General features: G+C 38.5%; 28 protein-coding genes and 1 other RNA gene. 27 read left to right on the top strand and 2 right to left on the bottom strand.

From position 1 onward, the window contains the following. The first annotated feature begins 20 nt into the window (after positions 1–20). Both pyrF and pyrE read left to right on the top strand, forming a co-directional pair. Positions 21–743, top strand: coding sequence for an orotidine-5'-phosphate decarboxylase (gene pyrF / locus K364_RS0110565; RefSeq protein WP_028308003.1), 723 nt, complete (start codon positions 21–23; stop codon positions 741–743). Further along, the gene (pyrE, locus tag K364_RS0110560) at positions 737–1,309 is read left to right on the top strand and encodes an orotate phosphoribosyltransferase (RefSeq protein WP_028308002.1); all 573 of its coding nucleotides are present in this window, start codon (positions 737–739) and stop codon (positions 1,307–1,309) included. Before pyrF ends, pyrE begins: the two co-directional genes overlap by 7 nt. 112 nt (positions 1,310–1,421) lie before the next feature. On the opposite strand, the gene K364_RS26680 is transcribed toward pyrE, so the two are convergent. Beyond that, on the bottom strand, positions 1,422–1,589 hold the full coding sequence (locus tag K364_RS26680) for a histidine kinase (RefSeq protein ID WP_156946443.1): 168 nt from the start codon (positions 1,587–1,589) through the stop codon (positions 1,422–1,424). A 188-nt stretch (positions 1,590–1,777) separates the two neighbouring features. Here K364_RS26680 and smpB point away from each other — a divergent pair, with 188 nt between their 5' ends. The 25 genes from smpB (at position 1,778) to K364_RS0110430 (ending at position 24,882) form a co-directional block, all read left to right on the top strand. Beyond that, the gene (smpB, locus tag K364_RS0110550; RefSeq protein ID WP_028308001.1) at positions 1,778–2,242 is read left to right on the top strand and encodes an SsrA-binding protein SmpB; all 465 of its coding nucleotides are present in this window, start codon (positions 1,778–1,780) and stop codon (positions 2,240–2,242) included. 178 nt (positions 2,243–2,420) lie between these two features. Beyond that, positions 2,421–2,775: a transfer-messenger RNA gene (gene ssrA, locus K364_RS26220) on the top strand. Positions 2,776–3,121: 346 nt separating this feature from the next. Continuing rightward, complete coding sequence (locus K364_RS23660; RefSeq protein ID WP_051533959.1) at positions 3,122–3,766, top strand: SatD family protein; 645 nt, start codon at positions 3,122–3,124, stop codon at positions 3,764–3,766. Between the two features lie 40 nt (positions 3,767–3,806). Then, on the top strand, positions 3,807–4,634 hold the full coding sequence (locus K364_RS0110535; RefSeq protein WP_028308000.1) for a DUF3307 domain-containing protein: 828 nt from the start codon (positions 3,807–3,809) through the stop codon (positions 4,632–4,634). Positions 4,635–5,122: 488 nt separating this feature from the next. Then, positions 5,123–5,587, top strand: a complete 465-nt coding sequence (locus K364_RS23655; RefSeq protein ID WP_051533958.1) for a hypothetical protein — start codon at positions 5,123–5,125, stop codon at positions 5,585–5,587. Between the two features lie 137 nt (positions 5,588–5,724). Next, positions 5,725–6,507, top strand: coding sequence for a DUF6544 family protein (locus K364_RS23650; protein ID WP_051533957.1), 783 nt, complete (start codon positions 5,725–5,727; stop codon positions 6,505–6,507). A 35-nt stretch (positions 6,508–6,542) separates the two neighbouring features. Then, positions 6,543–7,346 (top strand): alpha/beta fold hydrolase, encoded by an 804-nt coding sequence (locus K364_RS0110520; RefSeq protein ID WP_028307999.1) that lies wholly within the window; start codon positions 6,543–6,545, stop codon positions 7,344–7,346. Positions 7,347–7,532: 186 nt separating this feature from the next. Further along, positions 7,533–8,636, top strand: coding sequence for an ABC transporter permease (locus K364_RS0110515; RefSeq protein ID WP_169734753.1), 1,104 nt, complete (start codon positions 7,533–7,535; stop codon positions 8,634–8,636). Positions 8,637–8,640: 4 nt separating this feature from the next. Beyond that, on the top strand, positions 8,641–9,819 hold the full coding sequence (locus tag K364_RS0110510) for an ABC transporter permease (protein WP_028307997.1): 1,179 nt from the start codon (positions 8,641–8,643) through the stop codon (positions 9,817–9,819). A gap of 1 nt (position 9,820) precedes the next feature. Continuing rightward, entirely contained in the window at positions 9,821–10,486 is a 666-nt protein-coding gene (locus tag K364_RS0110505; RefSeq protein WP_028307996.1) for an ABC transporter ATP-binding protein, read from the top strand. A gap of 735 nt (positions 10,487–11,221) precedes the next feature. Continuing rightward, positions 11,222–11,905 carry a TetR/AcrR family transcriptional regulator gene (locus tag K364_RS23645; RefSeq protein ID WP_051533956.1) on the top strand — a complete coding sequence of 228 codons (684 nt, stop codon included), beginning with the start codon at positions 11,222–11,224 and terminating at the stop codon, positions 11,903–11,905. Further along, a complete protein-coding gene (locus K364_RS0110495; protein ID WP_028307995.1) occupies positions 11,892–12,410 on the top strand; it encodes a hypothetical protein in 519 nt (172 codons plus the stop codon). Before K364_RS23645 ends, K364_RS0110495 begins: the two co-directional genes overlap by 14 nt. Before the next feature lie 101 nt (positions 12,411–12,511). After that, positions 12,512–12,907: an IS200/IS605 family transposase gene (gene tnpA, locus K364_RS0110490; protein WP_028307994.1), complete on the top strand. Its 396-nt coding sequence runs from the start codon at positions 12,512–12,514 to the stop codon at positions 12,905–12,907. 34 nt (positions 12,908–12,941) lie between these two features. Further along, positions 12,942–14,393, top strand: coding sequence for a transposase (locus tag K364_RS0110485; protein ID WP_028307993.1), 1,452 nt, complete (start codon positions 12,942–12,944; stop codon positions 14,391–14,393). A 376-nt stretch (positions 14,394–14,769) separates the two neighbouring features. Continuing rightward, complete coding sequence (locus tag K364_RS23640) at positions 14,770–15,171, top strand: alpha/beta fold hydrolase (RefSeq protein ID WP_028307992.1); 402 nt, start codon at positions 14,770–14,772, stop codon at positions 15,169–15,171. A 511-nt stretch (positions 15,172–15,682) separates the two neighbouring features. Further along, the gene (locus K364_RS0110475) at positions 15,683–16,378 is read left to right on the top strand and encodes a DUF5058 family protein (RefSeq protein ID WP_028307991.1); all 696 of its coding nucleotides are present in this window, start codon (positions 15,683–15,685) and stop codon (positions 16,376–16,378) included. A 24-nt stretch (positions 16,379–16,402) separates the two neighbouring features. Further along, positions 16,403–17,095, top strand: a complete 693-nt coding sequence (locus tag K364_RS0110470; protein WP_028307990.1) for a hypothetical protein — start codon at positions 16,403–16,405, stop codon at positions 17,093–17,095. A gap of 18 nt (positions 17,096–17,113) precedes the next feature. Continuing rightward, complete coding sequence (locus K364_RS0110465; RefSeq protein ID WP_242841679.1) at positions 17,114–18,511, top strand: amidohydrolase; 1,398 nt, start codon at positions 17,114–17,116, stop codon at positions 18,509–18,511. A 151-nt stretch (positions 18,512–18,662) separates the two neighbouring features. Continuing rightward, entirely contained in the window at positions 18,663–20,285 is a 1,623-nt protein-coding gene (locus K364_RS0110460; protein WP_028307988.1) for a PucR family transcriptional regulator, read from the top strand. Positions 20,286–20,609: 324 nt separating this feature from the next. Then, positions 20,610–22,364 carry a sensor histidine kinase gene (locus K364_RS0110455; protein WP_028307987.1) on the top strand — a complete coding sequence of 585 codons (1,755 nt, stop codon included), beginning with the start codon at positions 20,610–20,612 and terminating at the stop codon, positions 22,362–22,364. Continuing rightward, positions 22,324–23,013, top strand: coding sequence for a response regulator transcription factor (locus K364_RS0110450; RefSeq protein ID WP_051533955.1), 690 nt, complete (start codon positions 22,324–22,326; stop codon positions 23,011–23,013). Before K364_RS0110455 ends, K364_RS0110450 begins: the two co-directional genes overlap by 41 nt. Positions 23,014–23,296: 283 nt before the next feature. Beyond that, on the top strand, positions 23,297–23,863 hold the full coding sequence (locus tag K364_RS0110445; RefSeq protein ID WP_035268534.1) for a sigma-70 family RNA polymerase sigma factor: 567 nt from the start codon (positions 23,297–23,299) through the stop codon (positions 23,861–23,863). Further along, positions 23,856–24,212 (top strand): hypothetical protein, encoded by a 357-nt coding sequence (locus tag K364_RS23630; RefSeq protein ID WP_051533954.1) that lies wholly within the window; start codon positions 23,856–23,858, stop codon positions 24,210–24,212. The genes K364_RS0110445 and K364_RS23630 overlap by 8 nt, the downstream gene beginning before the upstream one ends. A gap of 106 nt (positions 24,213–24,318) precedes the next feature. After that, positions 24,319–24,558: a Nif11-like leader peptide family natural product precursor gene (locus K364_RS0110435; protein ID WP_028307984.1), complete on the top strand. Its 240-nt coding sequence runs from the start codon at positions 24,319–24,321 to the stop codon at positions 24,556–24,558. Positions 24,559–24,642: 84 nt separating this feature from the next. Beyond that, on the top strand, positions 24,643–24,882 hold the full coding sequence (locus K364_RS0110430) for a Nif11-like leader peptide family natural product precursor (RefSeq protein WP_028307983.1): 240 nt from the start codon (positions 24,643–24,645) through the stop codon (positions 24,880–24,882). Positions 24,883–24,950: 68 nt separating this feature from the next. Here K364_RS0110430 and nlpM read toward each other — a convergent pair whose 3' ends face one another. Beyond that, complete coding sequence (gene nlpM, locus K364_RS0110425; RefSeq protein WP_028307982.1) at positions 24,951–26,342, bottom strand: nif11-like peptide radical SAM maturase; 1,392 nt, start codon at positions 26,340–26,342, stop codon at positions 24,951–24,953. Positions 26,343–26,485 lie beyond the last annotated feature (143 nt).

The raw sequence follows: 26,485 nt of genomic DNA, 5'->3' as shown, positions 1-26,485 counted from the left end.
TGAAACGAGGAGGAGTGCAAATGAAGGCAAAAGACAAGCTCATTGTAGCCCTTGATTTTGACACCAGGGAAAAGGCTGTTGATGCTATCCAAAGGCTGGAGGCTGATGTTGAAATCTTTAAAGTAGGACTGGAGCTATATCTGGCATCTAGAGGGAAGATAGTAGAATACCTGCAGGAAAAAGGCAAGAAGGTATTCCTTGATTTAAAGTTTATGGATATCCCTAATACTGTGGCAGGAGCAGCCAGGGAAGCAGCAAAAATGGGGGTTTTCATGTTTAATGTACATGTGCCTGGCGGAAAGCAAATGATGGCAAGTGCTAGAGAGGCCGTGGAACAGGTTGCAGCAGGTGGCTTGCAAAAACCCCTGTTAATAGGTGTTACTGTATTAACCAGCCTTGACCAAAATGACCTGCTGCAGTTGGGCATTACCCAGGATGTAAAGGAGCTGGTAATAGCCAGGGCAAGGCTTGCCAAGGAGGCTGGCCTGGACGGTGTAGTTGCATCGCCCAAGGAAGCTGCAGAAATCAAAAGTGCGTGCGGTGATGAGTTTGTGTCTGTCTGTCCAGGTGTAAGACCAACCTGGTCTGCAGCAGGTGACCAAAAACGCATCATGACACCCAAGGATGCCATTAACCAGGGAGCCAGCTATTTAGTGGTTGGCAGACCCATTACTGGCGCAGAAAACCCCGCAGAAGCAGCCAAGCTAGTTCTAGAAGAAATGGAGGAGGGCTTTGAATGTTAACTAGAGACGAAATAATTGAAATACTGGAAAAAACCAATTCCCTAAAAACTGGCCATTTTCTTTTAAGTTCGGGATTACATAGTGACAAATATGTGCAATGTGCACTAGTGTTAAGCTATCCATGGGAGGCAGAAAAGCTGTGCAAAGCATTGGCTCAAAAGCTGGAAGGTATTGATATTGAAATTGTAGTGGGACCAGCCCTTGGGGGCATTGTTATAGCCTATGAATTAGCCAGGGCGTTAAATGTACCGGGAATATTTGCCGAAAGAACCGATGGAGAAATGGCTTTAAGAAGAGGATTTGAAATTAAACCTGGGCAGAAGGTGCTGGTGGTAGAGGACGTTGTAACAACAGGTGGTTCAGCCAAGGAAGTAATTAAGCTTATAAAAGAGATGGGCGGAGAGGTGGCTGCCGTTTCCTCTTTAATAGATAGAAGTGGTGGAAAGGCTGATTTTGGAGTGCCTTTCAAAGCCCTGCTTGAGCTGGACATTCCTGCATACAAGCCCGAAGACTGCACAATGTGCAAGGATGGCAGTAGTGCAGAAAAGCCAGGCAGCAGGAAGTAATTGAAACTGTAAAAAGGTAAGATAAGCCAGGCTTAGGGCCTGGCTTTATACTTGCAATACCAGAAGTATAAGTTTCACAAGGTAGATATTATTTGCAAAAGACAAGTTGTATTTAACCTATAATTCTCTCCTCGAGCTCTCCCAGAGTTTGTCTGAGCAGGGCCACTACATCTAATTCTTCCATATAAAGTTCAATATTTCCGCTGCTTGCCTTGCTTGCCTCGAATAAGTCATCGATGAGGGCTTTCAGCCTCTGCCCCTTTTTATCATCATGTGACACATTAGAAATAAGCTCACAAATGCCACAACTGTAACAATTGCTAGACAATGATGCTTGACATTTGTAATCAAATGATTATATAATACATGTTACCTACATCTGACCCTGTATGGAAAATTCCATTGACGGGGTTAACTTTTGATAAGATAATTATAGTAGTGTTTGTACTCACAATGGGGTGTTAAGAGATGGGTATTAGAAAGGTAATTACCGATAACAGAAAAGCTCGTCATGATTACTTTATTGAAGAAACCTATGAGGCAGGTATTGCCCTGCAGGGAACTGAAGTAAAATCCATGCGCCTTGGCAGGGTTAACTTAAAAGATAGCTATGCTCATATTCAAAATGGGCAGCTGGTGCTATCTAATATGCATATCAGCCCCTATGAAAAGGCAAGCCATTTTAACCATGACCCTTTGCGGGATAGAAAGCTGCTAATGCATAAAAGAGAGATTATGCGTTTATGGGGCAAGACAAGGGAAAAGGGTTTGACCCTTGTTCCACTTAAATTATACTTTAATGAGAAAAATAGAGTTAAAGTAGAGATTGGTTTAGCCAAGGGCAAAAAATTATATGATAAAAGGGAAGATCTGGCTAAAAAGGATGCAGAACGTCAGATAAAAAGGGCACTAAGTGACAAGCAAAAGTACTAGAATGGCATTGGGTATAATTTCTAACTATGGATCTTAATCCTTGTTGTGATGGAAAGCTTGCTGCAAGCTTGTTCAACTATATTCCTATATATTCCTAGCAATTTATGTCCTGGCATCTTTATAATTTGCACATTTTGTGATATAATATAGTATATATAAAACTAAATATTATTTTCATGGGGGCGTACTGGTTTCGACGGGGGATGTATGAGCAGGAGTAGCGAGTCGAGATCCCACTTGATCTCGTTAAACAGTGGAAAGCCAATTAACTGGCAAAGAAAATTACGCTTTAGCTGCTTAATAGCAGCTCATCCAGCTTTCCTAAGCCTGTGGGGAAATGTCTGGGTGTCAAATTAACAGGCTACCTGCAGACCACCTCCTGATAATCTAGCGGGGAATTTAATTGGGATAGCTGACTGCTTAGCCTGACTGTAGGCGCAGCAAGAGGCGAAACACCAAACTACAGTCTACACTCGTAGAAGCTCTTGTGGGTACTCTTTCGGACAGGAGTTCGACTCTCCTCGCCTCCACCAAAAAAACTTAACTTTGATACAATGAAAAGTCCTTTGCATAAGGGCTTTTTGGCGTTTTAGGCCACAGTGCTTTTCTTGCCTGGGGATCCAGGCCCAGGGTTGGTTCTATAAGGCAGGACAGTATTTTAATGACGGTTGTTTTTCCAGCATCGTTAGGTCCAAGCACAGGAAAACAATTCCCCTTTTTTGATCGATAGGTTATTGAGCTTACTGCAGTGCGGTGGTCGTATTATTTGAAAGCTAAACATGTTAATCCAATGAAGTATTATTAATAGCCATTTTACTTATAATGGTAATGTATGATATAGTAAATTTAAATAATCGAAATAGAAGAAGGAGGAAGAAAGTGGAGAAAATTACTGTACTTACAGCTGATATAGTAGATTCTAGAAGAAACCTACAGCAAAAGGAAAAGTTAAAAGAAAAACTTAAAAATTATACAAGAGATTTTATAATTAGTTCTTTTTCCATGTCACGTGGAGATGAAATTCAAGCAATAATAAAAGGTTGGTTACAGCATCCAAATACGATTAGAAATCTTAGGTATTTGGCATACCCACTAAAATTAAGAATCGGCATTGGTATTGGTTATCTTGAAGAATATGTAATTAATAAACCCTTAAAAGACCCATGGTCAATGGAAGGTACAGCTTTTTATTCAGCGAGAAACGCAGTAGAAAATTTAAAGGAAATAAAAACTACTATGACTTTATTTAATTGCTCAAATTCCTATGTAAACAAATATATTAACACGATACTCATGCTCATGGATACTATCCAAGACAGGTGGACCAAAGAACAATGGGAGGCGATTCATAAGTATGAAGAACTTGGTACTTATAGTGAAGCAGCTAAAATTCTAAATATATCTTATCAAAATGTCGAAAAACGGTGTAAAGCAGCAAACTGGAAGCAGTTTTATTTAGCTGAAGAAACTTTGGCTGAATTTGATAAAGTTTTTAGTTCTTTTCACCTTATTGATGGTGAATAAGGTAGTTTCACCTAATAAAGGGTGAAAGGGGAGATTGGAATTGGATTTACTTTTATTGACATTAATTGCTCATGTATTAAGTGATTTTGTTTTACAGTCTGATATTATTGCTGAAAATAAAAGAAACCAACTAAAAAGGGGTTATTATATTCATATTGGTACTGTTTTTCTATGCACCTATTTGCTTACACATTTCTTTGGATTAATAACCTTTTTGCTTTACTCAATCCTAATAGCTTTTCTACATTTAATAATAGATTTTATAAAAGCACCGATATCTAATTGTATAAAAGGGGTCTTTAAAAATAAGTTATCTCAGGAATATCCTTATGCAAATAATTATTTATCATTATTTGGGTTAATAATAGACCAGGCAGTTCATCTAATAACAATACTTTATATTTGGGTCATATTTAATCCATTAATTACTGTAAATGTATTACAGATTTACAAATCAATATTGCCAGCAACTGAGATGCTCGAACCTTTAATACTACAGATAAAGGATATGTTGAGCATTACTGTAATTTTGCTAACATTGTTAATATATATTGTTGTTACTTTTGGAGGTGCTATTTTAACCAGAAAAGTTTTAGAATGCTTTAATGTTAAACTAGAAAAAAATAACGAACAAATAAAAACTGGAAAATATATAGGTATATTAGAAAGGTTTATAATTTTAACTTTATTTCTTTATGGTTCTCTTTCTTCAATAGCATTTGTTTTAACTGCCAAATCAATTGCAAGGTTTAAGGAACTTGATAATAGAGAATTTGCAGAATATTACTTACTAGGAACTTTTACGAGTTCTTCGATAGCTATATTATTTGGAATTCTGTTAGTGAAACTAACACAGTTATTTATCTAAGTTATTATAATGGGAAAACATATACTTTGCTTTTTTCATCCCCTTTACGTGTGACCACCTGCAGTATTTTATTTATATCTATACTCAATTTAGCGTAGATGTAAAAAAAGAGTTGTCTGGAAGGCGTTTCATTCGGCGGCAGCACCTATTTGGTTAACGGGAATACGGTCGACATTGCCCATGCCGTAACATGGGCCAAAGAAAATGCGATGTTTTTGCCGCCAGTCAGATGATGTTTCTAGAAGAATTGAGCTAAGAGTAAATAAGTATAATGATTTAATACAAGATTAGTAAAACCAACGGATATGGAATAGTTTTGCGACTCCATTTTAACAAAAGATTAATCCTTAATTTATCTATCTTTAATATTTAATTGGTATTATAAAATAAAATTCATTAATTAATCTATTGTACTTTAATTGAAGATTTGGCATATAAGGTGGAATTTTCTTTTCAGAGATTAAAAAGGCTATAGGACAATCTTCTATTTGCTTAATTTCTTTTTTATCGAAACCTCCTTAGCATTAGGCACCGGGTTTTGGCCTGTTTTTTCCAAAAAAAAGAAGCACTATGCCTGGATGATATCCCAGGTGCTCGTGGGTGGTTATCTCTTCTTTGGATTGGGCCTGGGCCTGATTTATTTATCTTTTGGGGTTATAGTTCCGGAGAACATGCAGATTGAAGGGTTCTGGATGTGGCTGTTGTCCGGAACTTTTGCTGGGTCCGTGCTGCACTACCTGATTGTTAAAATATTTGGCCCATTAATTTTTAACCGGGGTTGTTGTGCTTGGGTGTGCTGGACAGCAGCAGTGCTTGACCTTCTCCCCTGGAAACAAAGCTCCGGCCCGTGCAGGCAAAGAATGGGAATATCTTCGTTATGTATACTTTGTGCTGAGTATGGGGCTGGTATTCGTAATAAAGCTCGGATTAAGGGCTTCTCTCCTGAAAATTAAGGTTCAGGATGAAAAGTGTACTTTTTGTGGTGTCCCCAACAGGTGCTCTATGCGTCATTCGGCCTGGATAGTGGGGTTAAGGATAATTTGTGTCGCAAAGCATGAAAGAGTTCCATCATTTGATTGGAGGTACATCGATGAAAGAGCTTTATTTGTCCGAAGTCAGACGGGAACTGGCAAAGTATTCTAGCTATCCGAATGAGGTTATCACTGAAGATGACATCTCCTTGCTGCCGGAACCGGTACAAAAGTATTTTCGTTATTGCCGCCATATTGGACAAGAAAAGATGGTTAATGCCAAGGTGGAATGGAAAGATGTCTTTTTAAAGATGGCACCGGATAAAAAATGGATGGACTTGAAGTGCTATCAGTTTAATTCAGTTCCTGAACCAACCCGAATCGCTTATATGAGAAATAGACTTTTCGGTATCTTGCCTTTTGAAGGAATGGACAAATACCAGGTTGGATATGGAAATATGCGCATCAAGCTCTTGAAAATTTTCCAAGTGGCCGACGCTAAAGGTAAAGAAATGGACGCAAGCGCTTTAGTAACAGTTCTGGCGGAGTCTCTGTTAGTTCCAACTTATGCCTTGCAACCCTATATTAACTGGACTGCTATCGATTCGAATACTGCCAAGGCTGTCATTAAATATAATCAATGTGAAGTGAGTGGATTCTTCTTCTTTAATGACCGAGGGGAGTATATTCGATTTGAAACCAATGACAGATACTTTTCAGAAAAAGGTAGTGAGTATAAACGGGTGAAATGGTCAGGAGTTGTGGAGAATTATCGTGAGAAGAATGGGATGAAATTTCCGTCTCACTTCAAGGCTGTGTGGCATCTGGATGAAGGAGATTATGAATACTTTAAAGGGACTATCACTGATATTAAGTTTAATATCAGTAAAACCTTCGTCTAATATTGTAGTAAGAGTATAGGAAAAGGTGGAGTTTCATGGAGAAGAGATATATACAGTCAGAACATGGAATAATATATTATTGGATTGGTGGAAATCAGAGTAAAAATGCAAATTGTATTGTATTCACACATGGAATGACTGCAGACCATACTATGTTTGATAAGCAAGTGGAGTGTTTCAGCGAGGAATATAGAATAATTACTTGGGATGTTCCATTGCATGGAGAGTCCCGTCCATATGATGAATTTTCCTATTATAATGTGGCCTATGAACTAAAAAGAATTTTAGATAAAGAAAAAATAGATAAAGTAATTTTAGTAGGTCAATCTATGGGTGGGTATGTATGCCAAGAATTTGCTATACAATATCCCGAAAAAGTGAGCGCTTTTGTGGCTGTAGATACTAATCCATTTGGACATTGCTATTATTCCAAATGGGAAAGAAGCCTTTTGAGTAAAGTTAGTACAATAGCATCGTGGTTTCCGCATAGTATTCTTATTAGAAGTATTGCTAAAGGAGCCACAAAAACGAAATATGCATATGAAAATCTGTACGATTCAGTTTCTAAATTGGATAAAAAAGAAATTATATTTATTATGAATATGGCTTATGGAGGATTTTTAGAAAGAAAGGAAAATATTAGATTTGATTTTCCAGTTCTTTTAGTAGTAGGTGATAATGACAATACAGGATATGTCAAAAAATACAATCAAAAGTGGTCAAAGCATGATGGCTATCCTTTAAAATTCATTACCAATGCTGCTCATAACTCAAATGTAGATAATTATAAAGAATTTAATAAAATTACAATGGACTTTTTAAATAGTATAGGGTTATAAATATAGCAAAATCTATAATTACAATTAAGGCACATTTTTTATGCATTGGGAATTAAGAGAATTGTTGGAGATTCTATCGGCCATCAGCCATAACAGGCAAAGTCCAAAACTGATTTAGAAGGTAATATAACTTACTTTGCTAAGTTTCCCAAGATCTAACAATGTTCAAAATGTCATATGGAAGGAGTGATTCACATCAGACAGATTCTGCATAGAGCATTTTTGCTCATAGCTGTTTTTGCTGCCGTGGCGGCAATGGTTGCTCTCTGTTTTACCACGGTAGCCCAATTTTATATTATGGAAGCTGTGGAACCTGATTTCCTTTCCGACAACTCTGTTAAGGTTGAAATTCATCAAAGTAACGAGGGTGAGCCCTTAGTTCAAACAAAGGACTTGCTTGAGTACTTCTCTTTACAGGGCGGAAGTTTGATAGTTTATAGGAGTTATCCCATTGCAAACGGAAAGGCTGTTTTCCTTTCCGCCGATACTGGATTTAAGCCGAATATCATAGAGGGACGCAGTTTCTCTACGGATGACTTTGAGCAGCAGGCAGCAGTGGCACTTATCGATGCAAGAATCCGTGACAGAGGCATTGAGAGAGATGGGGAGCTTTATTTTCTGCATGAAGGTAATGAATACAAGGTCATCGGTATCTATAAAACCCCAACTGCCAGACAATACGGAGGGTGGGGCGATACTTCCGGTGCCTTATACTATGTGAACATGGCTGCCGCCATAGGTAATAATCTTGACACGCCTCTGAGCGGCATTTATTCCATAGACGCAAAGGAGAAAAGCATGGATTCCTTTGACGGATTTACGACATATGCTAAAAAAATCAATCCGCAAATCAATATGCGAGCCGAAGTAACCACAGCTTCAACGTCAGAGCATCTTATGCAATCCATTCGCAACACGCAGGTCTTAATCATAGCGTTCGCATTAACGATTATTCTAGTTTTATTAAATGTTTTCAGTACGACATATTACTGGCTTGAGGGTAGATATAAGGAATTGGCAGTAAGAATCATGTCGGGTGCCGGAACACCCAGCCTTCGCGGGATGCTGCTTCGTGATTATCTCCTGATTGTCACCATCGGCTATGGTATCGGTTTGGCATTGGCAATGCTAATCATAAAAGCAGGCTGGTTCCCCTTTATTGGCGAAAGCGTTCATCTGTCTGCGGTTGCTGTGGGTTATCTGCTTTGTTTGGCAGTGGGAACCGTTACCGGGTTGATTGCCTTGGCGTTACGCCTGAAACAAGAAATCATCACGCAGATAAGGGGGTGAGGATTTGGAACAGCTCAGATACGCTTGGGAAGATATAAAAGATCAAAAAATACGGAATTTTGTTCTGTTTATACAGATAACCGCCGCTTTGGTACTGTTTAGTTTCATTGTTTCTGTCGCGCTGCATGTAAGCAGTTACCGGGAAAAATTGAATGGGATTATCGAAAGCCAAGAAATTTATTTAATTCGCGATTTAACCGACCAAAGCGGGTTGGACCAAATATGGACAAACCCAGATAGTTCGACGAAACTCAGGGAGCTCTATCAGTTTATGAAGCATAGCCCCTTATTTGATACCTATACAGCCGACGCTCAGCATTTCATGTGGCTGGCTGAGGACAAGTCCCACAATTCCTTAGCCGTTCGCTCCAACCCACCCCATAAGGGCTATAATCTCATAAAAATTGATGATAAGTTTATGGACGTATACGAACTGCAATGTGTAGAGGGATCGCTTTTCACTAGAGAGGATTTCTCAAGCACAAAAGAAACAATCCCGCTCTTGTTGGGTTATGATTTTCGTTCTTTTTATCAGTTGAATGACATTATCACCGACACCAGAGGCTTTCGTTACCATGTGGTTGGCTTTTTAGAGCAATCGTCTTATTTTATTCAACCCGGTAAAAGTGGTGAAATATACTCACTGGGCACATGGTTTGTCATTCCTGTTGGACCGGATCTCGATGGTTCTTATGATTCTGCTATTATGACAACCTATATCATCACGGATGACCCGTATCATTTGCAGAGGATACAACAGAAATCAACGGAGCTTGGGTTGTTTACTTTTGAGTTCAGAAGTTTTTCTGAACAGATGCGACGGATACAAGAGGATCATGATCTTCAAATCAAGATTCTTGCCTTAATATTTTCGGTTGTACTTATATTCAGCATGATTGGCCTCATCTCCAACCTTGTGCAGTTTATTGATACCCACACAAAAGAATTTGCCATTCACATGCTTTGCGGAGGCCAGGTATCATCAATCATCCGCCGGATTCTAACACAAATCATCTTAATGCTCATCCTGGCCAATGTGATTGTGTTTGCAATCCATGGAGCCAGCTCCATAACCCTTGTGACCATCGCCTTTGGTTTAGTGATTGGATCGCTCATCGTGCTTTACCCGGCAATAAAACTGTCGACAATGGGAATAAATGAACTGCTCAGAAGGAGTGAGTAACATGAGTATCATTAAAGTGGATAATCTTGTCAAAACATATGGTAGCGGCGAAGCAGAAGTAAAAGCGCTGCAAGGAGTGTCACTTACAATAGAAAAAGGTGAAATGATTGCTATCATGGGAGCATCTGGCTCAGGAAAGTCAACACTTCTGAATATCCTTGGCTGTTTGGATAAACCCACCAATGGCCAGTATTATCTTAAATCTCGGCCTATTATGACATTTAATTCAAAAGAAATGGCAGTACTTCGTAATCAGATTTTTGGTTTTATTGTACAGGACTTTGCTCTGGTAGACCGTTATAATGTCTACCGTAATGTGATGATTCCCCTTACTTATTCCCAAAAGCCGATTCATTCTAAGAAAAGTAAGATCGAAGATGTGCTATCCCAATTGGGAATTTTAGATAAAAAAAATATCTTGGCTTTAAAACTTTCAGGCGGTCAACGACAGCGAGTGGCTATCGCCAGAGCCATTGTTAATGATCCGGACATTATCTTGGCCGACGAGCCTACAGGCGCATTGGACAGCAAAACCGGCAATGAAGTCATGAGTATTTTTAAGAAACTAAACAATGCGGGAAAAACTATCATCATTGTCACCCATAATTCAGATGTAGCATCTTCCTGTCACCGAATAATTGAGATTCGAGACGGAAAAATTGCTTAATTATTTGGAAAAACTGAGAAAATCCTTAATCTGCACCCCCTTAAAAATAGATGCACACCCCTCCTTCTTAAATCGTTGAACATTAGGAAAGGGGTGTGCATTGTATCATTTGATAGTAGATTAGCCAAATAATCTACCATCTATTGATAAAAAGAATTTTATCAGCAGGTGGTTTTATTTTGTCCTGAAAAGGCGAGTAACAAGCGGTTTACGTGATGAGCGGAAGCCGCTTGTTACATTTTTTTGCATTATGAAGGAAAGATTTTTGGTAAAGGAGAGGGTAGTAATATTTCATTTATTTAATGAAGCGTGGGGCAATTGTTTGACATTAGGCAAGGGTGTGGATGGCTGAAAGTGCGGGTTTAAATGGTACATCGATGATGTAAAAAGCTCTTCTTTTTTCAGATTATTGAAAACGGAGTCGTGTTTACCGACTACTCTGGAGTTTGACCCAATTGTTCTAACCTTTATCAAGGGTATTGAATCATGCCCACTGGTCATGGAGGAATTTCATGATAAGCTGTGGGTGGCGGTTGGCACGATAAGATTAATGCTGGATAATAGAATGACGGTCAGTTCAAGGATGATATGGAGATAGAGTTTTTAGAGTCAGACAACCAAATAAACTAAGATACATATTATTATGGATTGACAAAACTAACAATTGATAGTATAAATAGCATAAAAGCAAACTGCAGTTAGTTTTGAAAATCAAAGGGAAAGGAGGAATTAAATATGGGACATAAAGAAAATATTGCCCCAAAACGTAAGAAAGGTATAGAAACACAAGAAAAGATATTTGAGGCTGCTGCTAATTTGTTTGCAAGAGATGGATACGATAATGTTTCTATCAGAAAAATAGCTTCAGCCATTGGAATAAAAGAAAGTTCCATATACAACCACTTTGATAGTAAAGGCTCAATCCTAGCTAATCTTTTTGAGTATTTTTCAAAAGAATTACTTAGAACTAGGCCTACTGACGATGAACTTGAAAAAATGATGGCATATCTCAGTGCTGAAGAAATATTAAAAAACGTTATTATTCGAATTGGCCATCAAAATAAAAACGTCCTAGATCACATTGCAACTATTATTTTTATTGAAAGGTTCAGAAATGAGCAGGCTGCTAGATTGTATTTTGATCTGATTTTGGAAGAACAAAACGAATTTTATTCTAAGGTTTTTACACTGATGAAAAAAAGAGGACTTGTCGCATTGCCGGAGGATGATGTAGATAAAATTGCTGTTCAATATAACTATGTACTAGTAGCATTAGCAAACGAGTATGCTATGGCCAAGAATGGTTTTGCTGACCCCTTAACTATCATTAAAAAGATGATGGATACTACGAGTTTTTTTGTACAAAAACTAACAAAAAAAAACATATTGGAAGGAGAGGATAACAATGATAATAGGTAACTGCGTGAATAAAACTGATACAGCTCTGTTTATCGGCGGAGTAATATTTACCGTAGTAGTTATCTTATGGCCAATTCTTATGATTATGTCACAACCTGTAGGGGAAATGAATGAGCAGTTACTATTTATACAAGCAAAATCCGATATTTATACGATGAGCTTTGTTCTTGCGTCGTTAATTGCTCCATCGATCTCGTTCATTCTAATATGCATAGCCTTCTTTGTACCATCAAAAAAGGAAACGCCTATTCTTAATATGATGGGTGCTTTGTTGCTGGCTCCTTACATTACTCTCGTCAGTATAGCATATGCGTCTCAGTATACAATTCTGCAGAGTTTCCTTTCTTTAGGTGACTTATTTCAGGCGAGCTACTGGTATTTTGGCAATCAAAATTCCATCCCTTATTTTGTCAATCAATTAGGCTACATATTTTTTGCATTAAGTGGGTTGTTGATAGGGTACAGATTTCTATTTGAAGATGAACTTACGCCCGCATTCCTCTGAATTCATTCAGGGGTTAGGGCGTTTTCTTTACACAAAATTGCGCCAATGTTATTGTGTATATGTTATAATATATGCACAAGCAAAAGGCAGGTGATACTAAGGTGGAACTAAAGAGAAATCGTAATAGTGTGTATCAAATTGGCTACCATGTTGTTTGGTGTACTAAGTATAGAAAGTCTATCCTTCAGGGGAAGATAGTAGATTTCCTTAAAGAAATGTTTAGCAAAATAGCAAACGACAATAACTTTGTTATAGAAAAGATGGAGATAATGCCCGACCACGTTCATTTATTCGTTTCTGCTAGCCCCAATATATTAATTGCAGATATGCTAAAATCTTTAAAAGGTGTTTCAGCAAGATTATTATTTAAGAAGCACCCCGAGATAAAAAAGCAGCTATATGGCGGCCATTTATGGAACCCTTCATATTATGTGGGTACGGTAGGCCAAATTTCAGAAGATGCAGTTAAGCGTTACATCGAAGAGCAAAAAAAGTAAATCTGTACGAACAACTACAGGTAGGAGGTGAATTATGGGTACTGCAACCAAGACAGTTAAAATTAAAATTACAGACGCTAATAAAGGTAAGTTAGAGATGTTAGCTAAGACCAAAGAAGAAGCCAATAATCTACTTGCTTTCTATATAGGTGTATTAAACGATCATCCAGAAGTAATAAACAGTGAATCTTTCATCAAAGAAGTAGAAGCACTAACAAACAGAACTCTAAACAATCCAACGCCCAAGATACCAATAGAAGAACATTGCATAGAACCCCCATCTATACTTAAAAGAAGTATTATTGCGCATGCTGTCGGCAAGATGAAAGGCTATCAAGCTAACTACGAAAGATGGCTGGCATCTGGTAAAAAACAAGGAGAACCAAAACTGCCTAGTTATAAAATGAACCCTTCATTTTATTATTCTGACTGCAAGTTAGATATAGATGATATACAAGACCAATTTGTCAGGTTAAGAGTATTTGACGGTAATCAGTGGTCTATGGTTAATTATCCCGTTAAGCTAACAAAGCAGTTTAAAGATATGTACCAGGAACATGAAAAGCACCTGGAGCATAAAGAAAAACTAGATGCTTATGCAGAAATATTAACCACAAATGGCATTAGCAAAAAAGAAGCAAAACACTTAGCAGTAGAAATAATAGGCACTAACCCGCATTATAAAATGGGGTCACCAGTACTTAGCTTTAAAAGAGGTAACTGGTACCTGTGCTTTCCCTTTGAGAAGAAGATTCACATGAAAAAGCTGGATAATCACCTTAAAGACAAACAAGAACCAGTCACATTAGCAGTTGACCTTGGCATAAACCACTTAGCTGTAATTACTATCAAAAAAGGTGAGCAATTACTTAAAACTGAATTTATCTCAGGAAAGCAGATTAACGACTTAAGATACAGTGCACTGCAGCAAATAACAAAAAAGCAACGAATTAGCGGCAAGCCAGTCAAAGGTGAACACTCCAATAAAAACCTCTGGTCTTATGTATCGAACCTTAACGAAGATACAGCTCATAAAGTAAGTAGACAAATTGTTAATCTTGCTAAAGAGCATGGGGTAGATGTAATAGTATTTGAGCATCTAAAAAACTTCACTCAAAAAAAGGGTGTATCCAAAGCCAAGAGAATGAACCTAAAGCGTAACTATTGGCTGCATGGCAAGATTATTAACTATACCAGATACAAAGCTTATCATGAAAAGATATATACAGTAGAAAGAAATGCTTTTATGACCTCTCAAATTTGCTATAAAGACACTCAAGTAGGTGAAAGGTTTTCTCCAAAGAGTGTTAATGGCAAGAGTTTAATAGTATTTGAGGACAAAAGCATTTTAAACGCAGATTTTAACGCCAGCATGAATTTACATCGGAAGTTTTACAAAACATTTCCGAGGATCAACATCAAAGAAACTGAAGCTAAACAAAAAGAACTTAGTAATTATATAACCCAAAACCTTGTAGCGATATAAGGTGGCGTATCTTACTATATGTAGGCTATGCCTCATGCGGAGATTGTGGACCCGCTGTAGTTGGCTATCTAGGTGCTTTTTATTATTACTGGCGGCATACCTGGGATAAAAAGTTATCTTTATAGCGTTGCCCTTCTTTTAGATTATAGGTGTATGCTCTTATAATCCTTAAAGTAAGGGTGCGGCTAGAAGCCTTCGACTTCAGTCGAGGGTAGTTCACAAGGAAGGCAAAAGCCGATGAGAAATTAAATTTATAAAACAAAAGAATGTGAAAAGATAGTCAATGACCTTTATTATAAACAAGTTCAAAGTTTAGAAATTGATTATGAATACTTATATGTAGATACGGAGATTTGGAAAAACGCATTTATTAAAAGTGGGAAATCCAAAAGGAGTGCCGATTATATTTTTTCATGGTGGGAATAGTACTGCGCCCTACTCACTAAAAAAGAACTTAGACCTAATCAAAGAATGCTTAATATTTGTTCCGGATACTATTGGTCATCCTGGTAATAGCGACCAAAAAGTTTTGTCCTCAAACACATTAGAGTCTGGAGAGTGGGCATCTGATGTTATAGATGTTTTAGGTTTTGAAAAAATTGTGTGCATGGGGGAATCTTTCGGTGGTGGTGTTTTAGCTAAGCTTATGTGTGTTTCTCCTGGAAAAAAGTTCAAGAGAAATCTCTATAGTGTATCAAAAAGGATTGGGGATTCTCGTTGCTGTTCTAATTTCCAATTTTATCGGTCAGGAATACCAATGGCAAACATGGCAGCATAAATGGATGACTGGCAAGAACCGCATATTTATATATTTGTCAAAAGCGGCGCTTTCGTCGGTGGTATCCACTGCAATCTTCCTTGTCTTTCAAATAGTTGCGCTTCTAACTTCTGGACAGATACTTGAAATATTGACGCCTGTATATGCAGGCATGATGATAAGCGGGATTTTTATTTACGCCGCATTGGGATCGGTAATTTGTTTACTCTCGATGCTGGTTAAAAGCAGTACGTCAAACCCCATAAAGGAGACATGACTTTGTTTTGGAACGAGAACAACTGGCAACCCCTCTGTAAACCGTGCCATGATGCAAAAATAGACGAAGGTTTTTGTGTGGTTGAATTAAACAAATTTGTCAATTTGTCAAGCCTGACCCCATTTGTATTAGCGAAAATATTTTCATTATTCTGATTAAATTGTAAAAGTTTTTTCATTGAATCACATAAGCAAAAATAATACAGTAAATCATGAACCTATATTATAAAATATTAAAGGGACGAGGAGGAAAGGTATGGATTATTTACAAATTGCCAACAGCGCCCCCATGTGGCTGGCAGCAGGTGTTGCAGTTTCCCTGGTTTTATTCCAGGCTTTTATCTTTGCCAAAAAATCATATGCAACAGGTAAGGAAATCGGGTTAACAGAAGATCAAATGAAAAGTGCAATGAAGAGTAGTTTTATCACGTCTTTAGGACCATGCATTGTTATTCTGACAGGGTTGTTAGCACTTTTAGTTACCGTAGGAGGGCCAATGTCATGGATGAGGTTGTCCTTCATAGGCTCAGTAATGTTTGAATTAATGGCAGCTGGCTTTGGCACAGAAGCAGTAGGCGTCAAGATGGGTATTGACCCAATGACGAATGTAGCCTTTGCCAACGCAGTATGGACAATGACCCTTGGCTCCATAGGCTGGATTGTTTTTGCAACCCTGTCAGCAAGTCGAATGGACAAGGTACAACAAAAAGTTTCCAGGGGAGATAAAGGACTTATAAAAGTAATATCAATAGCTGCCATGCTGGGAGCATTTAGTTCCCTGGTATCAGGGCACATAGTCGCGCTGAATAATAATACCATAGCAGCACTGGCAGGGGGAGCCATTATGCTGGTACTATCCCCCCTGGCTGACAAGAATAATATTAAATGGTTAAAAGAATGGGCTTTGGCAATTGCCTTGTTTGGTGGTATGTTAGTTGCAGTGGTGCTTTAACTTGAAAATAAGGAGGTTACCGTAATGGATAAAAATAAAGATATCTTTGAAAGTGATTATTTACCTTATATCAACAAATGGGGTAAGCTCACCAACTGGCTGGGTGTGCTTGCTTCCTTTGGACCAGCCCTGGTTCTTTTAGTTGTATTTGATATTATGCCGCCTGCCAGTGCAATCCTTACCGCCTTAGTAGCAATAGCAAGTGTAGTTGGCATCATCTGGATCATAGAACCAATATCCTATTTCCCAATCATTGGTGTGCCAGGAACCTATATGGCATTTATCTCAGGGAATATTTCAAATCTAAGAATTCCTACTGCAGCAGTATCCCAAAAAGTAGCCGGAGTAGAACCAGGAAGCAAGGAAGGCGCCATTGTAGCAACCCTGGGCATGGCCGTATCAGTTATAGTTAATATTATCATTTTGACATTGGGAGTATTTGCAGGGACTGCCATCCTATCCAAATTGTCCCCAGAGGTGATAAATGCATTCAAATTCTTGCTGCCATCACTATTTGGAGCTGTTTTTGTTCAATTCGCCCTTATGAAGCTTAAGATTGCACCAATAGCCTTGGCCCTGGGAATTGGACTTACACTTGCTGTAAACGCTGGGATATTTAATTTCTTGCCAGGCAGGCCAACTTATGTTGTTACGTTAGGAGCAGTATTTGGTACAATAGCCATTGCTGCAGCCCTCTATAAAAAAAATAAATCTTAAGTAAGGGAGATGCAGCAGATGCAGCAGATGCAGCAGATGAAAAAAACAGATGTACTGAAATGTCTTAATAGCATAAATGACGAAATCCAGGATTTAAGCCTCAAAATATGGAGCAGCCCAGAAATTTCAGGTAAAGAAAAAGAATCGGCGAATTTACTCAGAAAAATACTAAAAGACAATGGCTTTGAAATCAAAGAAATCCATGGCATGGAGCATGCTTTCATAGCCGAGTATGGCAGCGGTTCACCTGTTATAGCCGTACTGGGTGAATATGATGCACTGCCTGGGTTATCCCAGAAGGTAGATACAAAATTTAATCCAGTTGAAGAAAATGGTCCGGGACATGGCTGCGGACACAATCTCCTGGGAGGAGCGGCACTGGGCGCAGTACTGGCCATTAAGAAATATCTGGAACAATGTGAGATGAGCGGAACAATCAGATTTTACGGTTGTCCCGAAGAGGAAACCCTGGCAGGCAAGGTGAAGATGATCAAAAAGGGTGCTTTCCATGGCTGTGACCTTGCTCTGAGCTGGCATCCAATGAGTGTCAACACAGCTCTAGAGAATGCATTTTTAGCTAATAACTCAATTAAATTCAGGTTCCACGGAATATCCTCCCATGCAGCACAATCACCTGAGGCTGGGAGAAGTGCACTTGATGCAGTTGAGCTAATGAATGTAGGGGCTAATTATCTAAGAGAGCATATCATTGACAAGGCTCGTATCCATTACACCATTACCAATGCAGGCGGAGCGCCAAACATTATCCCCAAGGAGGCAGAATCCTGGTACTATGTAAGAGCGCCTCACAGAAAAGACGTGGAAGAAATAACCGAGAGATTATTTAAGGTAGCAAAGGGAGCAGCAATGATGACAGAAACAACAGTGGACTGCGAGATCATCAGTGGCTGCTATGAGATGCTGCCCAATAAAGTACTATTTGATTTAACATATAAAAACATGGTGGAAATAGGTGCCCCGAGTTATACAGAGAATGAGCTGGCATTTGCCAAAGGACTCCAAGAAACCATAGATCCCAATATAGTGGAAGGTGAAATTAAGAAATACCTGTCACCCGACAGCAATGAAAAAACATATATTCACCAGGGAGTTCTGGAAAAAGAGAAAGCAGATACAGTTGTGATTGCAGGTTCCTCAGATAGTGGGGATGTATCCTGGATCATGCCCATGAACTTGTTCCTCACAGCTTGCTTTCCGCTGGGAGTAGCAATTCACTCCTGGCAAGCAACAGCCTCCACAGGCTCTTCCATTGGAATGAAGGGCATGATCTATGCAGCCCAGATTTTATCAGGAATGATGTATGATCTCCTGAACGAGCCAAGCATAATAGCAATTGCCAAAGAGGAATTCAACACAAGGACGGAAAAAAGAAAGTATATCAGCCCATTGAAGTAATTACAAAAGCACTAGGTTCGAAAGGACTTAGTGCCTTTGTGTTGTTCAATAAGTTTATATGGTTTCATCTATGATTCCGTCTATCTCTTAATATTATTTGTATGATGCAGTATAATTAGTTAAAAGCTATTAAAGAAGGCAGGTGAAACACATGGGTTTATCTCTAAGGGAGATTTTAAAAACAGAGTTTTTTAAAGACTTTAAGGTGCTGGCAGGCCATACAGGCTTGGACAAACAGGTGCAGGGCGTGGCCATACTGGATGCCCCAGATGGGTTTAACTGGACGAAGGGCAAAGAACTGGTCATCTCAACCGGCTATATATTTCATCAAAATCCAGGTTTATTTGAAAGCTACGTTAAGACAGACAAATTCAAGCAAATATCTGGAATGGGAATAAAGGTAGAAAGATTTCTTAAAAAAATACCAGAGAATATCATTGCAGCATTTAATGAGCATCACATACCTCTTATATATATCCCGTCAGAACCTTCTTGGATGGATTTAATGAATCAGCTTAATGTATGTGTTATGAACAAGAACATCAGGCAATTTAACATTGGCAATATCAACCCCAAGAGCTTTTCCGGTTTATCTTACCAGGTTAGAAAGATCAATAAAATATTATCTCAGATTGAAAAAGAAATGAATTTCCCAGCCATGCTCTATGATTTAACAAGTGAAAAGGCATATTATAGTTCTCCTGCATTTTTGAAATTGGCTGCTGACCTGAAAACAGAGGATTTTTGGGGACCTTCCTTTCAATTTACTGAAGAAGTACTGTGTGATAACCTGAAAATGATTAGGTATCGATTCTATGATGCCAGGTACGATAAACCCTATAGCTGGATTACTGTGCCAATTACAGTTGGAGATAAGATTAAGGCTTACTTCGTGGTAGTTGAAGCCACGGGGCTGATAGATTATTTTGACCAATTTGCCTTGCGCATTGGGTTTTTACTGCTGCAGTCCCTGTATGAGCAGATATTGGTGGCCCAGAGCATTGGAGATATTGGTTTTGCAAAGTTTGTGACAGAGATTTTGGACGGGAGTTTATTAAACCATGAAATGCTGGCCAAAAGAGCCAGCGACTTGGGATTAGACCTAAACGGGCATTATTATTTGCTTTTAATGAAGCAAATAAACAAGGATGTGCACCTGTCAAGCTATAGGGATATACTAAAAAAAGCTTATAGCAATAGTCTAGGGCAAATGAATAGCAGAATGGCTGGTATAGATGAAAATAGCTGTGTTTTTTTAGTCCAGCTGGATGAAAGACTTTCAAAAGAAAAAAACCTGGCACTAATCAGGGTAGCTGCTAAGAAATTACAGAAAAGATTAGAAGATGAAATATTGAGCATGGGCTTAGCCTTTGGCATATCAGATCTTAGCGACACAATTTATGAAATAAAAAGGAATTTTGATCGGTGTGAACGGGCCATAAGTATTGGCAGGCTTTTGTATCCCCGGGAGGATTATTTTACTTATTCAGAGCTGGGGGTTTTTGCCTGGATAGACATCAAGGAAGATGAAATTGCAATAATGTTAAGGGATATAAAGCAGCTGGTTAAAAGGGATGAGGATAAAGAGCTGGTGAAAACCTTGAAAACCTACTTGGAAAACCAAATGAACTACAGCCTGACAGCAAAACAGCTTTTTGTACACATCAATACTGTGAGAAAGCGATTAGACGAAATAAAAGACTTGATTAATTTTGACCTGGAGGATCCCATGCATAGATTGAAACTGGAAATTTTACTTAAGCTGATTAACTGACTTTACCCCTTCGCAGACGGCAACGGAAGAATCGGCAGAATCTCACGAATTACTATCTTATGATCTATGACCACCCGCCTCTTATCGCATATAACGAGGACAATATGAAATATTGAATAAGGCAGAATGCTATAGACCAAAGGAACTAAGGCTGACATTAAAGGAGGTGTTATAATATAAAGGAGGCAATATACTCATAACTAAATATGGTGAGATAGAGTATGCAGAAGGTAATTGGCATTATTTGTAGAAAAATATAAGATTATCTGATAAAGACGAAACCGAATACATTGTTAGAGGGTAACATTTGGTAGGGGGGAGAGCATGCATTATCAATATAATCCTTACATATGGCTTTTAATTGCTTCTGCATTAATCTCGCTCTTTCTTGGAATATATGCAGCTCTAAAGCGGCGAAAGGCAAAAGGCGTTAATAGCTTTATACTTAGTATGTTTGTTGTAACTATATGGTCTGCAGGCAACGCATTGGAAATGTCCAGTATTGATTTTTCTACTAAGCTTTTCTGGGCAAACATACAGTATATAGCTTACTGCTATTCTCCCGTAGCTCTGCTTGCATTGTGCATGGAGTTTACCGGATATGACAGATTAATCAAAACTAGAAAATTTTTATGGTTTGCGGTTATACCTACAATTATCATCATACTTGTCTGGACCGACAAACTCCATGGTTTGATAAGGTATGATATGTATCTGGATTATAATGGTTCCTTCCCGGTCATTGCAAAAAAATATGGGCCCGGTTTTTTTATACATGCCCTCTACTCGCACTTTCTGAATGCTTTTGCATTGGTTTTGGTTATAAAGGCAGTATTTTTTAAAATTACTATTTATAGAAGACAGGCAGCTGCCCTGCTTATGGGTATATCTCTAATTGTCTTATCTAATATCATGTACATTTCGGGTCTTAGCCCTGTGCAGAGATTTGATATTACCCCGGTTTTTTTCGGACCTGCCGGAGTTATAATTGCCTGGGGCATTTTTCGCTTCAAACTGTTTGATGTAATACCTGTAGCAAGGGCTACAGTAATTGAGACTATGGATGCAGGGGTTATGGTATTAGATTCGCAGAATCGTGTATTGGATATAAATCCAGCCTTTGAAAAGATTGTGAATATGACTGCCCCCAAGGCTTCTGCCAGGCCGGCAGAAGAGGTATGTGCTAGAATTCCGCAATTGTTAAATGCCTGTACAGATCCAAGTATTAATTATGATGAGTTTTCTGTTGATATACTAGGAACACCTAAGGCTTATGAGGTATTGCTTTCTCCTCTTTCCGACAATAAGGGTATGTTAGCAGGCAGGCTTGTGATTATTAATGATATAACAGAAAGGAAGCAAGCACAGCAAAAGTATATGAAACAGCAATGGAAGTTAGCTGTTACAGAAGAGAGGGAACGACTCGCCAGGGATATGCATGATAATCTAGGACAGATGCTGGGCTTTATCAACCTGCAGTCACAGGGCATCAGGCAGGAACTCAAGAATGCGGGAGTAGAAATTGCTTTAAGTAAACTTGATAAGCTGGTGGATGCTGCTAGATCTGCACATGATGACATGAGACAATATATCAGTAATGTCAGACATGCTAAATTCATGGACAAAGATTTTTTTACGGCCCTTTCCAAGGATATATATAATTTTAAGGAGCAGTCTGATGTTAATGTAAAACTGGATATTCCTTCTGACTTTACAGGGGTAGAACTTAAACCTAATGTGCAAATTAATATTTTGAACATTCTCAAAGAAGCTTTAAATAATGTCAGGAAGCATGCAGAAGCTGATAATGTAAGGGTGTCTTTATCGATTTCCAAGGAGTATCTGTGCGCTGCAGTAGAGGATGACGGCAAGGGCTTTGGCAGCGAACATCAAGATGACAGCGCTAAGGTTAAATATGGCCTTAGTATAATGCGGGAACGTGCTTCAGAGATTGGTGCACAAATCGAGATAGCGTCAATTGAAGGAAAGGGAAGCCGGGTAGTTTTATATGTACCTGTGAAAGGGCTGGAAAATGAAAATGAAAATGAAAATGAAAGTAAAAGTGATGTTGGTAGATGACCACTCTTTATTCATGGAGGGTCTTCAATATCTCCTTGAAACCCATGAAATTAATGTAGTGGATACAGCTAAAGATGGCAGGGAGGCTTTTACTAAAGCTATTGCATTGAAGCCGGATATAATTCTAATGGATATAAAGATGCCTGAGTGCAATGGTCTGGATGCTCTAAAGCTAATCAAGGCTGAAATGCCGGATATTAATATTGTAATGCTGACTACATCTGATGAAGATGAAGATCTTTTTGAAGCTATAAAGTTTGGGGCATCGGGATATCTTTTGAAAAATACAAACGCCAGGGAGCTTGTAGCCATGCTTTCCAATATAGAAAAGGGAGAGGTCCCTCTTTCGCCAGGACTTGCCATGAAAATTTTCAAAGAATTCAGGCACAATAACCATTGCGCTAATTTCCCACATCATGCAGTAAAGGATTCCATGGGGCTGCCCCTTACAGAGCGGCAGTTAGAGGTGCTTGAGATGGTAGCCAGGGGGAATACCTATAAGGAAACTGCAGCCACTCTAGGATTAACAGAAAGAACCATAAAGTATCATATGGGAAGAATCATAGAACTATTACATATGGAAAACAGAGCTCAATTGATAGCTCATGCAGGGCGTATAGGGCTGGTAGAGGGCAGAGAGAGCAGGTAATAAAGATTAAACAGCTTAATAGATGGCTTATTAAAAAGTGCAGTCCAGCAGTACAGGAGACTGTACTTTTTTGTTAGCAAGACTGTCCTTTGGCACATTGCAAAGAAAGATAAAAGCCGATACCATGTCAGATATAAGCTAATAACGGCACTTTTTGGTATTTTAAGACGAAAACTGTCAAAAAAACAATCAGAAAATTCTTTTTAATATTCTAACGCATGATTATAAAGATTTATTGGTTAACGGCATTTTTTAGAATACTAGCCTATGAAAGGGAAATGCAATGATTATGCTAACTCAGGCAGAGGAAAAATTAATAATAGCTCAGGATAATGATACTAATGCATTCGCTGAGCTTTACAAGAACTACTTTCCCAGGATTTACAATTATGTACAATATCGTGTAGCAGACTTCCATACCGCTGAAGATTTAACCAGCCAAATCTTTGAAAAAATGGTGGCAAAATTTAAATACTACCAGCCGGAAAAAGCTGCTTTTTCTGTTTGGTTATTTAGCATTGCACGTAATACCATAACGGATTATTATCGCTCCCAGATGCGTTCAAATTGTACTTCCCTTGAAATGACATTGGAAATAGCGACATCTGATCTTGACCCTTCTGATATTGCAGCTTTTAATGAAAAGAAGCAGTATTTGCTAAAGGCTTTGGCCTCTTTGAGTCATAGAGAGAGAGAAATTATAGCCCTTAAATTTTGGAGTGGATGTGCAAATAGAGATATTGCTAAAATTATTGACGTTAGTGAAAGTAATACTGGAGTAATATTATTTCGAGCCATGAAACGGTTACGATTAATTTTGGAAAGCCAGGGGATGAAGACTTGTGACTGATATGAAAAAGGCAGATATTTACTTGGACTACTTGGATAAAATACTAGCAGGTAAAGAAGTTATTGGTGCTGTTGAGGATGAAGAAATAGAAAAGCTTCTTCTCCTTGCAAAGGCCATGATAGCTGCTGATTTCAGTATTGGCAGCAAGATTAAAGAAAATTTGAAAAAACAACTTTTAGAGCAGCTGGCAGAAATGAATGATGATGAAGAGCTAGATGAAGAAGATTTAGAGCACGTGGTTGCTGCAGGTTCAGGTCAATATGGGGAGCAAAGGGATATTTGCCCTTACTGTGGATCTAAAGTGTTTGCTGGAAAATGTATTCTATGCAATCATGTGTTGGGAAAATAGTCTGGATTTTTAGGTTTCAATATGTAATACAATGAGCAGAGAAACGTATTAGCTTTTGAAAGGTTCAAGAATCTTGTTTTTTCAATATAATAAGGGGGTAATAGAATTGAGTATTGAATCAGCAAAAGCATTTATCGAAAAAATGAAGACAGATGAGGAGTTTAGTAAAAAGGTTCAGGAGTGCGTGGATGCAGAGGAACGTATGGCCTTTGTAAAGGAAGCAGGTTTTGATTTTACTAGCGAAGAACTTAAGGAAGTTTCGGAGAATTTAAGTGATGATGAGCTGGATGGGGTGGCTGGTGGCATTTGTTTGACGGATATATGCAGTAAAACCAAGTTTATATAGCTTCATTGTAATACATTGATGAAAAAAACGTATTAACTATTGAAAAAGTGCAAGGAAAGAAAATAATTAAAAGGAGGCAATTAAATGAGTGTTGAATCAGCAAAAAAGTTTCTGGAAAAAATGAAGACGGATGAAGATTTTAACCAAAAAGTTAAAGGGTGCGTGGATGCAGAGGAACGTATGGCCTTTGTAAAGGAAGCAGGTTTTGATTTTACAATGGAGGAGATTAAGGAAGTATCAGAGAACTTAAGTGACGATGATTTAGATGCAGTTGCCGGTGGAATGTGTTTAACAGATTGGTGCTCCCGTGGGGCTATATTATAAGAAATAGACCACAAAATATTAAATCCGGTCGTTCAAGTAACGGCCGGATTTAATATTTTAGGAGGAGGCTAAAAATCAAGGGGACAGGGCTTGGGAGTAAAAATGTTGTGTTCTAAAAGAAAGGACAGGTCTTTTGGCTCAAGACTACTGACGATACTTGCTGCCAGCTCAAACTCGCGGCATCTCAATCGGCACATATCTTCTGATGGTGCTGCCATAGACCCACAGGAACTGACGTTATCATGCCTGCATCCACCGGCACAGTAATACCTGGCAAAGCAGGCAGAACATACATCATTTTCTGCTGCAGGACTCTTTTGATATTCTTCCCGAAAAAGATTATCCTCGAAGACATTTCCCAATTTATATTCTTCCTTTCCCACGAAGCGGTGACATAAGTAGACTTCTCCTGAAACTGATATTCCCACTAGTCCCCGACCTGCACCACAGGCATGGTGTCTTTTGCTGTTATGAAGCAACAAAACCAAGGCCCTATCTAAAATACTCTTATTTTTAAGGATTTTTAATCCATCACTATCTTTGTTTTGGACAAGGGCCAGCCATGTATCAGCCTCTTGCTCTATTGCTTCCAGAAGAGCCTGGGTGTCTCGCACTGCTGTTTTTTTGTCCGTGTCTTGGCTAAATAGAGATCTGGATGCAGGCATAACGGATACCTCTGCAAAACCTACTTCTTGCATTGCGTCTTTTATTAATTTGGGATCATTATCTCCTACTAACACAGCATGACCGGATATATTGGGCAGAGCTGTCAGTAATTTTTTGATTTTAGGCACAACAATATCATATGACCCTTTCCCACTGGCATATGGCCTTTGTGCATCTTGAATTTCCCTGGGACCATCAAAACTTACCATAGTTGATATCTTGTATTCTTTAATAAAGGCAATTTTTTCATCGTCAAGCAAAGTAGCATTTGTAGTACAATGAAAGGCCACGTCCTTTTCCACCTCATGAGCTTTCATTTTTGCATACTCTGCAACTGATTTCATCAGGCCAAATTTTAAGAAGGGCTCCCCTCCAAAAAAGCCTATGTGTATTTTTTTCATTTTTCCCGATTGTTCTATCAGCCAATCCACAGACCGAAAGGCAGTTTTCTCTTCCATGCTTCCACCCGTGCCATATTCACCCCCATCTCCATAACAGTAAACACACTTAAGGTTGCAGGATTGTGTTAGAAAAAGTGCCATGCTGACAATGGGCACTGGTTCTTTTTTAAGTGGTTTTTTATTTTTCTCTGGGTATTCGCAAATCAACCCTAATTCTTTAAGGCGTTCTTCCATATGGAAGGGTAATAGTGTTTGTGGGTCAGTGATAAGCTTGGTAAGAGCCTGGGCTGTTGCTTCATCAACAGAGCTTGCTCGCATGCCGTCAATATTAATAACATAGTGGTGATCCCCATGGAGAAATAGATGAAAAGGCATAATGTGCTTTGCTTCCATAATAACAGTCCCTCATTTCATTGATTATACATTTAATACGCTTAATTAAGGATATCATTACAAAAAGATGTAATACTTTCTTAAATTTTTCGTATTAACAGTAAAGCCGTATCATAAGATTTTTTCAAATCAAGGAAAAGGTG

Origin of the sequence: Desulfitibacter alkalitolerans DSM 16504, from assembly GCF_000620305.1 — a bacterium.
GTDB lineage: Bacteria > Bacillota > DSM-16504 > Desulfitibacterales > Desulfitibacteraceae > Desulfitibacter > Desulfitibacter alkalitolerans.
The sequence above is the reverse complement of the archived record's forward strand: the minus strand, read 5'-3'. Positions and strand labels throughout refer to the sequence as shown.

Coding starts and splice junctions, on each gene's coding strand:
- pyrF (WP_028308003.1), top strand. CDS start 21: ATGAAGGCAAAAGACAAGCTCATTGTAGCCCTTGATTTTGACACCAGG.
- pyrE (WP_028308002.1), top strand. CDS start 737: ATGTTAACTAGAGACGAAATAATTGAAATACTGGAAAAAACCAATTCC.
- smpB (WP_028308001.1), top strand. CDS start 1,778: ATGGGTATTAGAAAGGTAATTACCGATAACAGAAAAGCTCGTCATGAT.
- K364_RS23650 (WP_051533957.1), top strand. CDS start 5,725: ATGAAAGAGCTTTATTTGTCCGAAGTCAGACGGGAACTGGCAAAGTAT.
- K364_RS0110520 (WP_028307999.1), top strand. CDS start 6,543: ATGGAGAAGAGATATATACAGTCAGAACATGGAATAATATATTATTGG.
- K364_RS0110505 (WP_028307996.1), top strand. CDS start 9,821: ATGAGTATCATTAAAGTGGATAATCTTGTCAAAACATATGGTAGCGGC.
- K364_RS23645 (WP_051533956.1), top strand. CDS start 11,222: ATGGGACATAAAGAAAATATTGCCCCAAAACGTAAGAAAGGTATAGAA.
- K364_RS0110495 (WP_028307995.1), top strand. CDS start 11,892: ATGATAATAGGTAACTGCGTGAATAAAACTGATACAGCTCTGTTTATC.
- K364_RS0110485 (WP_028307993.1), top strand. CDS start 12,942: ATGGGTACTGCAACCAAGACAGTTAAAATTAAAATTACAGACGCTAAT.
- K364_RS0110475 (WP_028307991.1), top strand. CDS start 15,683: ATGGATTATTTACAAATTGCCAACAGCGCCCCCATGTGGCTGGCAGCA.
- K364_RS0110470 (WP_028307990.1), top strand. CDS start 16,403: ATGGATAAAAATAAAGATATCTTTGAAAGTGATTATTTACCTTATATC.
- K364_RS0110465 (WP_242841679.1), top strand. CDS start 17,114: ATGCAGCAGATGCAGCAGATGAAAAAAACAGATGTACTGAAATGTCTT.
- K364_RS0110460 (WP_028307988.1), top strand. CDS start 18,663: ATGGGTTTATCTCTAAGGGAGATTTTAAAAACAGAGTTTTTTAAAGAC.
- K364_RS0110455 (WP_028307987.1), top strand. CDS start 20,610: ATGCATTATCAATATAATCCTTACATATGGCTTTTAATTGCTTCTGCA.
- K364_RS0110450 (WP_051533955.1), top strand. CDS start 22,324: ATGAAAATGAAAATGAAAGTAAAAGTGATGTTGGTAGATGACCACTCT.
- K364_RS0110445 (WP_035268534.1), top strand. CDS start 23,297: ATGATTATGCTAACTCAGGCAGAGGAAAAATTAATAATAGCTCAGGAT.
- K364_RS0110430 (WP_028307983.1), top strand. CDS start 24,643: ATGAGTGTTGAATCAGCAAAAAAGTTTCTGGAAAAAATGAAGACGGAT.
- nlpM (WP_028307982.1), bottom strand. CDS start 26,342: ATGGAAGCAAAGCACATTATGCCTTTTCATCTATTTCTCCATGGGGAT.